Annotated in this window: 13 protein-coding genes; 7 read left to right on the top strand and 6 right to left on the bottom strand. The window is 38.0% G+C overall.

Going from position 1 to position 15,325, the window contains the following annotated elements:
• Positions 1-198: 198 nt before the first annotated feature.
• Together AC0VX7_RS02055 and AC0VX7_RS02050 are read right to left on the bottom strand one after the other, a co-directional pair.
• A complete protein-coding gene (locus tag AC0VX7_RS02055; RefSeq protein WP_475426436.1) occupies positions 199-933 on the bottom strand; it encodes a hypothetical protein in 735 nt (244 codons plus the stop codon).
• Complete coding sequence (locus AC0VX7_RS02050; protein WP_475426435.1) at positions 926-4,720, bottom strand: DEAD/DEAH box helicase; 3,795 nt, start codon at positions 4,718-4,720, stop codon at positions 926-928. The genes AC0VX7_RS02055 and AC0VX7_RS02050 overlap by 8 nt, the downstream gene beginning before the upstream one ends.
• Before the next feature lie 299 nt (positions 4,721-5,019).
• On the opposite strand from AC0VX7_RS02050, the gene AC0VX7_RS02045 reads away from it, so the two are divergent.
• The 3 genes from AC0VX7_RS02045 (at position 5,020) to AC0VX7_RS02035 (ending at position 6,334) form a co-directional block, all read left to right on the top strand.
• Complete coding sequence (locus tag AC0VX7_RS02045) at positions 5,020-5,334, top strand: ArsR/SmtB family transcription factor (RefSeq protein ID WP_475426434.1); 315 nt, start codon at positions 5,020-5,022, stop codon at positions 5,332-5,334.
• 79 nt (positions 5,335-5,413) lie between these two features.
• Positions 5,414-5,842, top strand: coding sequence for a DMT family transporter (locus AC0VX7_RS02040; protein WP_475426433.1), 429 nt, complete (start codon positions 5,414-5,416; stop codon positions 5,840-5,842).
• 12 nt (positions 5,843-5,854) lie between these two features.
• Positions 5,855-6,334 carry a DMT family transporter gene (locus tag AC0VX7_RS02035; protein ID WP_475426432.1) on the top strand — a complete coding sequence of 160 codons (480 nt, stop codon included), beginning with the start codon at positions 5,855-5,857 and terminating at the stop codon, positions 6,332-6,334.
• 261 nt (positions 6,335-6,595) lie between these two features.
• On the opposite strand, the gene AC0VX7_RS02030 is transcribed toward AC0VX7_RS02035, so the two are convergent.
• Positions 6,596-7,450: a malate synthase gene (locus tag AC0VX7_RS02030; protein ID WP_475426431.1), complete on the bottom strand. Its 855-nt coding sequence runs from the start codon at positions 7,448-7,450 to the stop codon at positions 6,596-6,598.
• A gap of 704 nt (positions 7,451-8,154) precedes the next feature.
• Here AC0VX7_RS02030 and AC0VX7_RS02025 point away from each other — a divergent pair.
• Genes AC0VX7_RS02025 through AC0VX7_RS02010 form a run of 4 tightly spaced genes read left to right on the top strand, consistent with a single transcriptional unit; the run spans position 8,155 to position 11,291 of the window.
• On the top strand, positions 8,155-8,535 hold the full coding sequence (locus AC0VX7_RS02025; protein WP_475426430.1) for a GntR family transcriptional regulator: 381 nt from the start codon (positions 8,155-8,157) through the stop codon (positions 8,533-8,535).
• Positions 8,536-8,537: 2 nt separating this feature from the next.
• Positions 8,538-9,227, top strand: coding sequence for an ATP-binding cassette domain-containing protein (locus AC0VX7_RS02020; RefSeq protein ID WP_475426429.1), 690 nt, complete (start codon positions 8,538-8,540; stop codon positions 9,225-9,227).
• Entirely contained in the window at positions 9,224-10,057 is an 834-nt protein-coding gene (locus AC0VX7_RS02015; protein ID WP_475426428.1) for a hypothetical protein, read from the top strand. Before AC0VX7_RS02020 ends, AC0VX7_RS02015 begins: the two co-directional genes overlap by 4 nt.
• Before the next feature lie 13 nt (positions 10,058-10,070).
• Entirely contained in the window at positions 10,071-11,291 is a 1,221-nt protein-coding gene (locus AC0VX7_RS02010) for a hypothetical protein (RefSeq protein WP_475426427.1), read from the top strand.
• A gap of 590 nt (positions 11,292-11,881) precedes the next feature.
• Here AC0VX7_RS02010 and AC0VX7_RS02005 read toward each other — a convergent pair.
• The 3 genes from AC0VX7_RS02005 to AC0VX7_RS01995 all read right to left on the bottom strand — a co-directional run bounded on the left by AC0VX7_RS02005 (position 11,882) and on the right by AC0VX7_RS01995 (position 15,206).
• Positions 11,882-12,298: a hypothetical protein gene (locus AC0VX7_RS02005; protein ID WP_475426426.1), complete on the bottom strand. Its 417-nt coding sequence runs from the start codon at positions 12,296-12,298 to the stop codon at positions 11,882-11,884.
• A gap of 20 nt (positions 12,299-12,318) precedes the next feature.
• Positions 12,319-13,878 (bottom strand): DUF6345 domain-containing protein, encoded by a 1,560-nt coding sequence (locus AC0VX7_RS02000; RefSeq protein WP_475426425.1) that lies wholly within the window; start codon positions 13,876-13,878, stop codon positions 12,319-12,321.
• A 566-nt stretch (positions 13,879-14,444) separates the two neighbouring features.
• A complete protein-coding gene (locus tag AC0VX7_RS01995) occupies positions 14,445-15,206 on the bottom strand; it encodes a hypothetical protein (RefSeq protein ID WP_475426424.1) in 762 nt (253 codons plus the stop codon).
• Positions 15,207-15,325 lie beyond the last annotated feature (119 nt).

Below are 15,325 nucleotides of genomic sequence, written 5' to 3'. Positions count from 1 at the left end.
TACTGAGGAGTTATTATAAATGGCTGGCCTTCAGGGAATCCGTCAATTGTATGTGTCCTAGATGGGCTAGAATTCTGGTATAAAGAAAATGACCCCGGTACAATTCCGGAGTCACTCTTTTGACCGCTAGGCGCTATCTTCAAATGTCTGTTAAGCCGGGCACAGTTCACGTCCCTTTGCTTCTTTTGTTTCTGCCTATTATTCCCGCCATATCAAACGTTCTTTCTCTTCTATCTGCTTTTCGAACGTTTCATCCCAGCGTTGGAGCAAGGTATTCCAGACACGCGCATAGAATTTGTCCTGTTCTTTATTGTAGAGTTGAAATTCGAGGCATGGGATGTGTTCAACTTTCTGCTGGTCAACGCTATTTACAGCAGCTACTACTGTTTGGAAGCCGTCTTCCACCTCACCATTCCTGCTCTCTGTGAGAACTTGCAGGATACGGTCCTTCTCTAAAATCTTCTGATGGTTTCCATATCGGTAAAGCGGCAATTCTCCGTCCGTTTCAGGCAGAGGCTCGGTCATCTCTGGCCAAAACTCATCGTGAATCGGGCTGTATGAAAGCACCGCCGACTCTTCTGGCAAATCCTCTTCCATAATCCCTGTCTTTAGCTGCTCATGCCCTTTCGATGTCAGCTTGTAGATTCCTTTTTCCAGTGTGATCAAACCCATACGCTGCATTTTCTTCAACAAATCTTCAATGAACAGCTCCTCAACCAACAGCAGTTGTGATAAATTGGCTGCACGCCGAATTTGGGCCTTTTCAAAAGTGAGCAGCATCATTTTCATGAGAATGTCCATTTTAGACCGTTTCACAGAATGAAACGCCACAGTATAAATCATCACCGGGAAATGCCAGATTATCTCTTTCTTGATTTGGACAGCTGGATTTTCAAGTAATCTCGAGCGTAGTTTCTTATTTAAATTATCCATGCAAACCCACCTCTTCCAGGCTTCTCAGTCCATTTTGCTTTTTGGCCGTTTCAAAAACGTGAGTATACATTTTTCTTGCATCCCTATTTTTCGTCCGCTCAGTGAACATCTTCGTGCTGCCAACCATTACAAGCAGCTCTCTTGCTCTCGACAATGCCACATTCAGCCTGCGATAGTCTTTGGCAAAACCGATATCATCCTGCCTATTATCGTGATTACGCACCATACTTAACAGAATCACATCCATCTCCATGCCCTGGAATCTGTCCACTGTCCCGGTGCGGATCGTTAAATGAGGCAAATGCAACTCCTGTTGAAGCATGCGGTCAATCCTTTTCACTTGTTCTCCGTAAAAACTGATGACACCAATGCTTTTCCTCACATTGGTTTCCATTCTTCCAGCTCGTTTTGCCTCAGCACTTGCATCATCCAATTCCTTCAGCAATTCGCCAATCCTTTTCAATTCAGCCGGGTTGTACAGGCTTTTTCCGCCCTTCATTCTTTCTTCGAAAAATAAAGGCTCGTTCGGCATATCGAGCCATAGGAGATGATTATTCCGCTGGATAAGCTGTGATGCCAGTTTGTGGTCCCGATCTAGATCAGAGTCGACTAAGCCACATTGGAGCACTTCGTTTTCTTGCAGATAAAATGGCGTTATCGTTTCCATAATGTTTTCATGCATCCGATATTGAATGGCGAGCATCGTTTTATTGGTTTTCGGCAAGTTTTTAAACAATCGCTCAAACAGCGACTCATTTAATAGCTTTTTAAGTTCCGCTTTTCCTTCAAAGTCTTCATTTTCTTCCGCCATTTCCTGCAGCGTTTCCTCAAGAGTATCGTTCCCCAGAAGAGGCGGCAGCTGATGATGATCACCGACCAGAATGATTTTTTTCCCTTTCAGCATCGGTAAAAGGAGCTCCGGCGGGGTTGCTTTTGATACTTCATCAATAATGACAACGTCAAAAACCGGGTAGCTTTCAATAAAATCTTTGCGGGCGGAGGCCACACATGTTGTTCCAATTACATTTGCATGCTTCACATAAAGCTTCCGGATTTCATTCAGGTCATGGTCATTTGCTTCTTCAAGCAAAGACTGCCACATTCCCTGGACTGACTGGAACAGCGGCAGTCTCTGCTTTTCCTGTTTCAACGACTCCCGGGTAAAAGAAACGCTCGCCATCTTCTTTAATACCTCTTCGTGTCCTTTTTCGGGTTCTAAAGAAATGATTTCAAGTAGTGGCGCTTGTTCAGCTTCCTTTTCTTCCATTATGGAGGAGAGATTTGCAAGATTGACACTGATTTCGGTTTGTTTCTGCTTTGCTTGCTGCAGTTGGAGAGATTCTTGTTCCCGTTTTTGGCGGTTCATTTTAACCCGAAGCTTTGCTTGCTCATAATGCTCTGTCTTGGTTTGCAGTTCAACCGCTTTGCCTTCTTTTTCATGAAGCAATTCCTTTGCATTTGGAATAATCACTGCTGAAACGCTCTTTTGTGCGTGCTTGTTTTCCATGAAGGTAAGCTTGGTCGTATGTTCGGCCATCTCTCGCTGATACTTTTGCTGCATCATCTTGTTTTCATCGAGAATAGGCTGAAGCTGGCCGATCAGTTCCTGTTTCAAATGCTGAAGTGCTTCTTGGGCCATTTTTTTATCGAAATCATTCAGTTTTAGCTGGGCCGCTTTTTGCCAAATAAAATGTCTCCGGCCATATAGTCCCTTAAGAAATGTTTCAATCCTGTTATGATGGATGGTTGATTTTTCTTTTAGCTCACTTCTTAATTGCTCTAAAAATTGGTCAATTTCGATCGCAGAAGTAGTAACGGGAGGCATGTTTTTCAATTGTTCCTGAAGCTTGGAGTACCTCTCCTTCTCCCCCAAAAGCTGCTCAAGATAGGAAATCGCAGGATTTAATTTCTCATTATATTCCTTTAACTTATCCAGCTGGGAGATTCTTTCGCGAAGAGGATCGAGCTTTGCGATTAATGACTGCACTTGTGGCGAACGGTTCAGATTTTGTTCCAGAATGATCCACTTTAAACTGTTGAATTTTTTTGCGGCAGTTATTCTTTCTGTCAGGGCATCCGTTTCTTTACTGGCCTGTTTCCATTTCTCCCATTCAGCAGAAGCCTTGCCGATCATTTCTTTTAGTTCATTCATTTCGTCTTCTAGCACCAGAAGGGCTACACTGTCTTGCAGCCGTACAATCTCTTCTTGGTTGGCTTCCAGCTCTTTTTGGATCCAGTCCCGATCAGGCTCTTCGACCAGAAACGTTTTGTCTTTATCAATGGTGTCATTTAACAAACGCAGCGATTGTTCGGTTTCCTGTATAAGCTGCTGAACTACTTGCTCCTCCTGTTCAACATCATGAAGACTCCTTTTATGCTTTTCGATAATGGTCTGAACTTCATTATACTGTTGCTGTGCATTCTTCTTTGCCTCAAGCTCCGCTTCCAGTTCCACAAGCTGTTGCTGGAGCGTATCTTGTGCCTGTTCATTCGCCGTCCATTCCATTTCTATTTCGGTTTCACGTTTGGTTCGAGCTTCTAATTGGCTGGAAACTTCCTGCAGCGTATGGTCTTTCCAATACTGTCCGATATTTTCCTCGATGAACTTTTTACCCTCTTCTTCAATGCTTTCCGTCCGTCCCACTCTGAGGATTCGGATATCCTTCGTTGCCAGCAAACGTCCGAGGGCATTGTCGACCGCTAAATTCGACTGCGAAGCAACTAAAGTGCGCAGCCCCGCCTTCGCATTTTGCAGACAGATTTCAGATATAACGGTTGTTTTTCCTGTTCCGGGCGGCCCTTGGATGACGTATAAGTCTTCAGCAGACATAGCACCATTGACCGCTGCCTGCTGGAACTCGTTCAATCGATTGTGAAACTGCAGCTTTGCCTGAGCTTTAACCTCTTTGACCGGAGGCTTATTTTCAAATAAAAGGCGTTCCAGTTCAGGATTCGCAGCCATTCCGTTTTCCAATTGCTTAAACCCTTGACGAAGTCTTTTCACCTGGCTTAAGGTTGCAAAATTGCTAAAGATGACTTCCTTAGGATGTACATCAAACTGCTGCCTGCGGGCCTGAGCTTCCATATAACTGTGTACTTCCACCTCAACCGTGGAAGCCGAACGATTCGCTTTCAGAACTTTGCCGATATCCTGGTCAATTCCCTTTAGCTTGACACTCATGTCCTTGAGTGACTTCCATTCCTTTTCATTTAGCTCACAGCCGGTTATTTTTACCATATTGAAATCATCATTGAATAAAAGCTTGGAATAGCGGGATGTTATATCAGGAATATCTGCGGACTGCTCCTGAATTTTCAGGTAGCCTTCCCAACTCGCAATCCGCTTTTTCACATACATAGAGCTTTCCTGTGCAACCGGCATATTGTGAATCAAGTTCAGTAACCCAATCGGTAACGGTCCGCTACCTTGACCATTCAAGTCAAAAGTGAGATCTGCAGAAATGCGCCAATTAGACGGCAATGGGATATGTGCCGGTCTTGTCGTTACATTCGTCGCAACAAATCCATCCTCTTTCACTAAACAATGGAAAACGACCACAAACCTGCCGTATTTCTCTGCCAGTCTTTCGTTTCTTTCAATGTCAAAAAACAAGGCAGCCGAAACGAGACCATCGGCCGATTGCGGATACTTTTCTATATAAACATAAAACGATTTCTCCAATAAAAAAAACGATCGCTCATCCAACCCAGCCTCTCGCATTTTACTCTTTGCCTTATTGGTCAAAACGATCGGACAACGATACGCCGTATTTTTAGTATTAATCATTTATCCACCTGCTTTTTAACAAGAAAAAGTTTTGAAATAGTCCATTAATCTATAATTATATACAGTTTTTTAACTAGGTTATTATAGCATAATCTATAGGGAAGCATGGGGACGTTGAACGAAGCATGAAGCCCTTTAATACAGGTGAACTCTATAATACATACGCACCCATTTGTTTAAGTCTACTTTTTTCAAAATCTTTATTCCATAATAGCCAAAGGTTGCCTCTAGCAATCTTAACGATTTATTCGAAATACTGTTCATTGACATATCGGAAATAATCGATATATAATACCAACATGGAAATAATCGATGTATTTAAGGCGTTATCAAACGAAACTCGACTAAATATTTTACAGTGGTTGAAGGAGCCAGAGAAGTATTTTCCTAAACAAGGCGCTCACCTGCCAAGGGAGGTAAGTTTTAAAGGGGGAGTATGTGTAGGGGATATTCAAGAAAAAGCTAAAGCTTCTCAATCTACGGTGTCACACTACTTAAATATGATGCAGAAAGCTGGTCTGCTTGAATCTGTACGTTATGGTCAGTGGACTTATTATAGAAGAAACGAAGAAGTCATTCGTCAGTTAGCTGATTATTTTAAAACAGAAATCTGATAACTTGATTTCTGTATTTTTTTACCTATAATATCGATTATTCTAGATATATAAATATAACGATGGGAGAGAACATCTAATGCGTTACTTCTCGTATATATTAGCATTACTAGCAGGGGCAGCACTTAGTTTTGAAGGAGCTCTTTACGGTGAACTTGGGAAATCAATAGGACAGCTTGAAACTAGTTTTTATAACTTCTTTATGGGTTCAATAATCATGGGATTATTATGGTTATTCTTTGGAAAAGGTAAACTTTCTTATGTCGTGGCAGCACCTAAATGGACACTACTTGGCGGGATTTTAGGGGTAGTTTATTTGACTTCTATTGTGATTAGTGTTCCTTTTGTCGGTGTTGGGATCACTATGGTTGCAGTAATTATTGGTCAACTAGTAATGAGTATGGTTATTGAGCATTATGGTTGGCTTGGCAGTCAAAAATCAAGAATGAATAAAGAAAAAATATTTGCAGTTATTTCGATGATTATTGCACTTGTTTTAGTTAACTAGGAGGTATGAGAAATGAGTATATTAATGATTTTATTCACCTTATTAGGTGGAATCACATTAAGCGCACAATCGTCTATCAATGGTACATTGAGTCGGAAAGCAGGAACACTTGAAACTACATTGTTAACATTTCTAACAGGAACAATGTTCCTAGCGATTATGATTGTTTTTTGGGGACAAGGTAATTTGCTTGCACTTCTGGAAGCCCCTAAATGGCAATTAAGCGCCGCTTTTTTGGGGACATTGTATTTACTTCTCACAGTCATGGCCGTTCCAAAAATCGGGGTCATTGCAACCAATATTTCAGGAATCATTGGTCAGCTGGTAATTGGTATGCTCATTGATCACTTTGGCTGGTTCGATAGCTTAGTTATCACTTTAGATCTGAAACGTTCTTTCGCCTTACTCTTTATGATTATTGCTCTTTATTTTATCTATAAAGGAAATAAACGCTCAAGCGAACAATCCCTTTCAAATAACACCATTAAGTAACACAGGCGCAGTACCAAAAGGGGCTAGTGCTTTTCTCTTGAAACAATAACGCCTCCCCTTTCTTACAACATCTACAACTGGCAGGAACCTGTCCTTAATGGAGATCAGGCCTTTGCTGGAAACTACTGAAAGAGCCTTATCCGCCAAGGATAAGGCTCTCCTATTTATTCACACCTCAAAGCCAGGCACTAATCGACATTAGTAATGAGTAAGAAAAATGTGTCAGTCCCCCTGGCTTTCTTATAATCCTTGGGCTAACGTCTATTCACGCATTAATGCGCCATTAGGCTTTGGCAAATCTTGCTCTACTATCTGATTCATTTTACAAAAGTGGTCAAAAAATTGTTGTGCCAACTCTCGTTCCTCTGGATCACTTTTCAGCGAAACGATATCACGCAAAATTTGAGCCATCCATAAATTATCGAAATAACGGTATTTCCCTGTATTCCATGTCATTTTTTGAGGAAGCTTTTCATTTACATAATATTTCCAGAAAAGCATCTGATCCGATTCCTGTTCTGTTAGTTGAAGTCTGTATTTAGAATGAGCAGGAACATATCCATCTTCACAAAGCTTACCGATAAAATCCTCTTTCACCATATAGACACCTAAGATACGTCTGTCTTTTTCAGGCATGTTGGAATCTATTTCTGTTAGCAGGACAGCGCTATTTTGGTGTAAGCGGATGGGTTTGTTTGGCATCCCCTTGTTATTACCACTTTTTATTTCACCTGAAAAAACTTTCCACTCTGAAAAAGAACTATTCTGTTCTTCTGTGTCACACCAAAAAACCATTTGTGATTCAGGATGAAGCTTATGATTTTTCATAAGTTTTTCATGTCCCAAGCGAAGTTCCTGATATTTTCGTTGCAGTTTTTTTTCCTCTTCCTTCTTCGATTCTTCCTCTTTTCGTTCCAATTCCTTTTTTTGTATGATTTTATCGAGTGAATTAGCAACACTTTTATCATGTATTTTTAGGTGCTCTCCAAATACATCGGGGAAAACAAACTTTTTATTTTCCGAAGCGAAATGGATTTCAATACTCGAATCATTCTGTTCGACTATACTCCCCATGCCAAACTGCTTGTGTGTAACTTTCTTATTGATTAAATTCATGATTCTAGTCCTCCTTGTAGAAAAAACTCGGGTACTAATTGATAGTAAATTAATAATTATATTCAACTAACTTACCTTAAAAGCTCACACAACTGTTTGAATTTTTCTTCGGTTTAAAAAGGATATTAAAAAAACGTATCCATAATTCGATCTGCAAAAAAATACAGCGGAATTCGGAATACGATTGAAAAAACAATTGCAAGACAATTTTAACATTTTCTTGAAATTATTGCAAATTTCTTATTGACAAAATCTTTTATAGCGAGGTAAAATGAAGTTTTGTTCTAACCCTTGAACCTAGTGCACACCGGAGTATCGTGGTTTTTCTCAAATATTCTATATCCTTTGTACGATTAAAAAAACGGCCCACTGGGCCGTTTTTTTATTTTAATACAATCTTTGCCACACACTCCACGTGTGTAGAGTGTATGTGACAATACATGAAATGTTGGTGAGTTACACTTCTTTTAAGATAAGCACAATACATACTGATTCTCTCTTTAATCCGAGGGGTTTCAATATACTCTCCATCTAATTGTTTTAGAGAAAAACCCCTCTTGTCCGCTTTATAAGAAAAAAATACCAAAAACAGAATTGACAAGTATAGTGTACTAACCATATAATACACCTATAGCGTATGAACTACTTAATACACACACTTAAAATGGCCTAATTTCTTAATAGGTCGTATAGGAGTTGTTTCAATGACTGTAAATTTTAATAATCGGGATCCTGTCTATTTACAGATTGTTCGTTATTTTAAGGAACAAATCGTAAATGGAGTATTAGAGCCTGGAGAAGAAATCCCATCAAGACGGGAATTGGCAAATAGGATGAAAGTGAATCCTAACACGGCGCAACGAGCATATAAGGAAATGGAGGAACAGGGTTTGATTTATACGGAAAAGAATCACCCAAGCAAGATCACCACAGATCAACAAGTTTTAGGAAATGTAAGAAATGAGTTGCTTGTTGAGGCAGTTGACATGTTTGTGACATCTGTTCGTTCGATTAATGTACCAGTCGAGGAGCTCCTTGACTTGGTTAGGAAAAAATACAAAGCTACCGGGGATAAGGAGGATTAAATATGATCGAAGTAAAAGCCGTTGAAAAGAAATATGGCCGTAAGAAAATATTAAGAGGCGTTTCTTTTACAGCTAAAAAAGGAGAAATCACTTGTTTAATCGGAATAAACGGAGTTGGTAAGACAACTATCCTAAATGCAATTATGTCACTTACACCCATTCATAAAGGCCAAATTCTAATAGATGGAAAACCGCTAGATAAACATACTTTTGAAAAGATCACTTTTATCCCTGATGCCATTACGATGCTTCCACACATGACAATAGCAGAGGCTATGGAGTTTATGGACGACTTTTATAATAGTTGGAATCAGGAACGCGCAACCGAATTACTAGGCTTTTTTAGATTGAATCAAAGCGATCGAATTTCTTCCCTCTCAAAGGGAAATACAGCAAAGGTGAATCTGCTCCTTGGATTAGCACTAGATGTGGATTATGTATTAATGGATGAGCCGTTCTCTGGAATTGACATGTTCAGTCGAGAGGATATTGCCAATGTGTTTACAAGTCACTTGATTGAAAATCGCGGCGTTATTATTACAACTCATGAGGTAGGAGATATCGAACATTTAATAGATAAGGTTGTCCTGTTGGATGATGGAATGGTGTCCAAGGAATTCAGTGCGGAAGAAGCACGCGAAATCGAAGGAAAGTCTGTCATTGATGTAATGAGAGAGGTGTATCAGCGATGAGGAATTACTTAAAACTCGTTAATTTTGAATTTAACCGTGTTGCTAAACTATTTGCCGTTTTACTAAGTTTCACATTTATTGTGCAAGTCATCGGAGTGATTGTGCAATCAAAGAGCTACTTAAATATGGCTGATAAAAAAATTTATGAAGAATTCATGCCAAAAGCACAATTTCTAGAGTCCTTCGGTCATATGAGCTTCTTTCAAATCATAAGAAGTGTATGGTTTTTAGGGCCAATCGCAATATGCATTGCTGGTGTAGGTTTTTACATCTTCCTCATTTGGTATCGTGATTGGTTGGGGAAAAACACCTTTATTTACCGATTACTAATGCTTCCAACCACAAGATTGAATATCTTTTATGCAAAAATCACCACTATCCTTATCATGACATTTGGCTTAGTTGCCTTCCAACTCATTTTACTGCCGGTCGAGATATTGGTCATGAAAACAATGGTACCAGAAGAGTTTAGAAACGATATGGGTGTAGGTGAACTTTTGACAAATATGCCTGAACTATCCATTATTATCCCAGGAAGCTTCGTCGAACTGATCTTATATTATGGAACAGGTTTGTTGGTTGTTTCTGTTATATTTACCGCAATCTTAATGGAAAGAAGTTTCAGGTGGAAAGGGACTTTTGCTGGCCTTGTATATATTGCGATTGCATCGGTGATTTTTATTTTACCGTTACTTCTACAAGAATTTGTTCTTAATGGGTATTTCTATCCGGTTGAATTATTGGTGCTTGAAATCATTACGGGTTTGATTATACTGGCAGCATCTATTTGGATGAGCAGATTCCTATTAACGAAAAAGATCACCGTATAAGGAGTGTTTTTACATGAAAAAATACTGGAAGTTTATAGCGACCATTACCATTATAGTGCTTAGCATTGGAACCTTCTATGTCTCTTCTACTATGTCAGCGGAATCACATCCAGAGTTCGTGATCAAAACAATAAGTGGTAATGCAGAAGAAATAAAGCCATTGGTGTTGGAGGGGTCATATACTTCTTCAATGAGTTATGTAGGTACAAACTTAAAAGTCACTTCAGATGGATCTACATACGATAGCCGTTCCTTTCTAGACAAGCTAATCGGACAGCCTCCAACTGTAATCAAGGATTTCCAAGAAAAATATCGGACTTTCATGCGTGGTAAAGATCCACTCGTTAACTATTTTTTCGAAAACGAGGAATTTCTGGCTTATGCCACTGTAGATTATAGATTAGATTCATTAAGATCAAGAGACTTTAAGTTTCATATTTCAGTGTTAAACAAAAAAGACGGTAGCATTGACTCCTTCACGGAGGAAGTTCCTGATAGTGGAGAACTCGAGTATATTTCTGTGGATGATGTACAGAAGGTTGAGGGTGAGTTATACCTTATTACCAGAAATATGACGAGAAATAATGATAATTTCTCTGAAGAAGCACATATCTATACGATTAATATAGCTAATCAAAAAATAAGTGACCATGAAGCCATAGTAGACACCACGAATGGACAAAGTGATACTCGTATCAACGTACGACTAGTTGAAACCACCCCGACAGAAGCGAATAACCACCTGATTATTGTAAAAACGGAACTAAAAGTGATTGAAGATATGGAATCTATAAGAGAAGAATTTATAAACCAAGAAATCATTTCCTACAATTTAGTAACAAAAGAAAAAGAAACAATTGATGTACCAGAATTGCGATTAGATGAGAATCAACTCAGCTTCTTTGACGGCTCTCTCATTTATTTCACGAGATTAGATGGGCAAGAGCTGGTAGTAACTCCTTATAGCCTGGTAGACAATCAACCTGGTAAAGCCTACAGTATTCAACTCTCAGGTGAAAATGGTCATGCCGGGGGTCAAATGACAAAAGTAAACGATGGTAAACTATACATTGTTTCCTCACAAATGAGTCCAAATCTAAATATAGATGCGGATGTGGTTGTTGCGGATGCAAAGACAGGTGAAACACTTTTTAGAGGTCAAGTAACTTTAGAAGATTCATCGAATGAAACAAGGCAGTTCGAGCTATTTCTACACGAAATATATGTGCAATAAGACAAAGGGACTTTCCTTCTGGTGGAATTGAAACCAGACAGGAATGTTCTTATGCAGCATTCGAGAACCGAAAAACCCTTATCCATTAGAATACATTCTTGCTACGGAAGGAGCCCTATCCACCAATGGATAAGGCTCCTTTTTATGATAATTGAATTTTCACCACGCACTCAACATGTCCAGAGTGTATGTGGCAACACATGAGGTATTGGTGAGTTTAATGTCTACATAAGAAAAATACAATTTATCATACATTCAAATACTTTGATAATGTGTGTAAATTTGAGGATTGCATACTATCCCCCAAATCACATATCGTTTTTCTTTACAAACGTTACTTTTTCGTACTGTAAACTCTGCCAAAAAAGAGGTCGGTTACTCAGATTTCATGAGTCAACCTTTGGCGTTCCACCTTCTCTTCACCACTAACTGGATATTTTATTTGAATCGGTCTTTTGGAAATAAGGTTCGCCAGCTTAAACTGCTCTTTATTTAATGCTTTCCACCTTGGTAAAAACGACTCAAAAGCCAGATACATTATGGAGTTTCTAAAAAAATAGCCTGTCCAATGACAGGCTTAATACTATGAATTATTTACTTGAATATGGATTAAATATAAGTTTGTAGACTTTAGGATTGCCAGGCAAATCGGCGAATAGCAATGGTGTTTTATTGTTATCATATTCTACAGATTTAATCATTGTACCTACGGGCAATTTCGTTGCCATACCTTCTTCAAAATTCCCCTTATTATTGTATAAAGAAGCAATTTTAAATAATTCATCTTTTGTTTTAACATCAGTTTTTTCAGTTTTTTCATAGATCGAATCGTTATATATAATAAAATCCGCTTCACTATTAGCTTTTATTATTTCCTTCGCTTTTTTATTCATAAGTGTCCTGGCTTCTCTTAACTTTACTCCACCCTGCTCTTTCGGATCCCCAGAGCTACACCCACTTAATAACACCGCAATACACAAGAGAAAAACTAATATATATTTAGACAAAATATCACCTTTTCAGTTGGTTATTTTATTACTAGTTTTTCTTCATCTAAATATTCTCCGGTTAAAGCATCAACGTATGTTGACTTCTCACCTACTGATACTTTCCATGCTGGCAGCATAGCAGATTGATGAGTAAAGAATGGCTGAGACCAATATACTAGACTAACAGAATCTACATTTAATTTTTTGGAAGTTTTAAATCGATTACTCATATGTAACTTAGCAACTTCTTCTGCTTTTTCCGGCTTAATAATATCTTTTTGGTGAAATTGCCCTGAACTTTCAATATTTCTCCATGATCTAAAGTAATAAGAAACTCCATTACTATCAATTAATACTTTTATGGAATCCCCTGCTAGACCCTCTATTTTTGTATTATTAAAGGAGTGTCTCAAAACAACAAGGTAACCAGTTAACATTTCTTTCCCCGTAGACTCGTCAAAACTATATTGAGGTAAAATTTTATCTACAAAGGCATCACTCGGAATTCCCCCATGTATTTGTACAAATTCCTTAGCTCTATCAACGGCATCATAGCTAGTCAGTTCAATTGGCTGGTTCCCTGCTTCTCCTTCGAATAATAGTGCACCTGTAGGATAACTTGATACAGTTTCCTTACCATTATTATATACTACAGATCCTCTTTCTCCACCTTCAAGTTTTTCAAATGAGTCCAATAACGACATTGCAATCGTATCATGATCTATATCTTCATTAACAACTTCCAAAGAAGGCAGCTTCTTAATTTCACCATACTTAACTTTTGGGGCTTCTGTTGTTTTTTCGATACCTTTATAAGCATCTATATAACCACCGCCAGAAGAATACCATCTATAAATGTCACTCGTTCCTGTCACATCTTTTGTTGCACCTGTACTAGCACCATGGAAGTAATCATTTTCGTTACTCTTATGTCCAATTATAGCCCAATCATACTCATCATAAGTAATGTTAGCATTCTTGAAAGCCCCAATCATTTTTTGTGCAACATATGGTGAAGTACCTGTAATTCTATTTAAAAAGCTTTCTACAATCCAATCATCATTTGATTCAGAAGAGAGTGCTCTATAACCAAAAATATGATGCGCACCGTTTTTCAAGGTTTGTCCCCATTCATTTTGCTGTAACACATCACATGCCATAAACATTGCCCATTCAATATCTTGATCAGGAGTGGCTTCTCTACCATACCAGGATTCTCCAATTGTAGCCCAATTAACTCCTAATCTATGACTATTTGTTGGTGTTGAATCTCCATATTCCTGCAATGCTAATTTTCCATTAGAACTGCCATGGCCGGTAAAGAAAATAATATCACTTTTGGGCCCATAATTAGTAAAATCAGTATCCCATACATTACCATCCCAAAATTCCGCTGTCTTTGTCCAATTTCTGTAAGTTAATTTATTTCTAAACATATATCCATCATCATTGTTCAGGTCAGGTTGCATGGTGTACTGTGCTACGCCTAATACAGTAAATTCGTTTGTCGCCAAGACATTTATTGGCATAGATAACGTGGTTCCCACCGTTAATGCCAATAATGCAGACTTCAATTTCGCTCTTTTCTTTTTCCTCATAAAAACCTCTTAATTACCTATTATATTTACATATTTATACAAAATATGTGTCATTTTCAGTTTAACGAACAAATAATAATAAGTGTATTACTTTATTTCGACATTAAATATTTACAAAAAAGGCATTACATAATTTTCCTAACTCTTCAGTTTAGTAAAAGGCTGCATTTCAGAACATTTTCACTAATAAAACTTAACTATAAATTACAATATTTAAAATAATTATTTAATATTTTCCCAATAGGATCATCCAAGGTGAAAATATAAGCTCCTCATCCTACAATGTTATTTCAACACGTTATTTAGCAATTTTATATTTATGTAAAAAAAGGCCTTATCCACCAAAGGATAAGGCTCTCCTATTTATTCTAATACAATTTTCGCAACCGCTTCACAGTGTGTTGAGTGTATGTGGCAATACAAGAGGTGCCTGGTGAGTTTACACTTTCTTCCTGATAAGCCCCGTTAGTTGAATAACATTTTAACATGCTATTTCATACCTAGCATGTCTTTAATGTAATTAACTGTATTGAAACCCTTTTAGACTTTCTAGAGGCCTATTATTCCTAACCTTTTGCTTCAGTATCTTCATTATCATATCCTTCCTTAAAAAGCCTTTCATCTGGAGAAATTTCATACATAAAAGCAATATCGTTACCTTGAAGAAAAATCATCTTATCATTTACTTGAATAAAACTTGCACCTTCTAACTCAGGGGTTTTCTCAATTAGAATTGCTGGCTTATAGCTAATATCTTTAAAATGTAATTTTTTTATATCAACCTCTCCATTTTTCTGCATTTCATGTATGTATATATTAGCATCACTAATTGTGAGAAAAAAATCATCATCATATAAGAAATATAAGGCTGAAACAGGCACCCACTCTCCATTATCATTAACACTTGCAGGATGATTAACCGCCACTACAATTTGGTATTGTTGTGTGTCGAAGTCCTTAACAAAACTAATGCCAAATAGAGGAATGGCACTTAGCTTCATCTTGTCAAATGAATGTGCCTTCATTAGATTATGGTCTCTGTGGGCAAAACTCATGTTACGAATGGTACAGTTTGCTCCGTCATTGTTATGATGTTCAACAACAAAGTCATTTTCTAAGGATTTCCTGAAAGCATCTTCACCGTACCAAAATGCCATAACCACTTGATGGAAATATCTTCCTAACTGGTTACAATATAAATAATTGCTCTTTCTATGCCATCTTTTTTGTTTAATAATCTCATAAAGTTTTGGATCGTAATCTGTATAAGCCAACGTTTCTTTGTTATCTTGTATGTAAATTTTCTTTCCATCATGGGTAACAAGCATATGCATTCTCCTTCACAAGAAATCTATTTAAAGAATAATATCCTAAAAGTTATGTTTTATATATTGGTTTTCCTTCTTCCTCAAAACCTAGTAAAATCTTTAACAATCACCATACTAGC

The organism is Mesobacillus sp. QJM3NY_10 (assembly GCF_056173465.1).
Note: the sequence above shows the minus strand (reverse complement) of the source record. Positions and strands in the feature narration are given on the sequence as shown.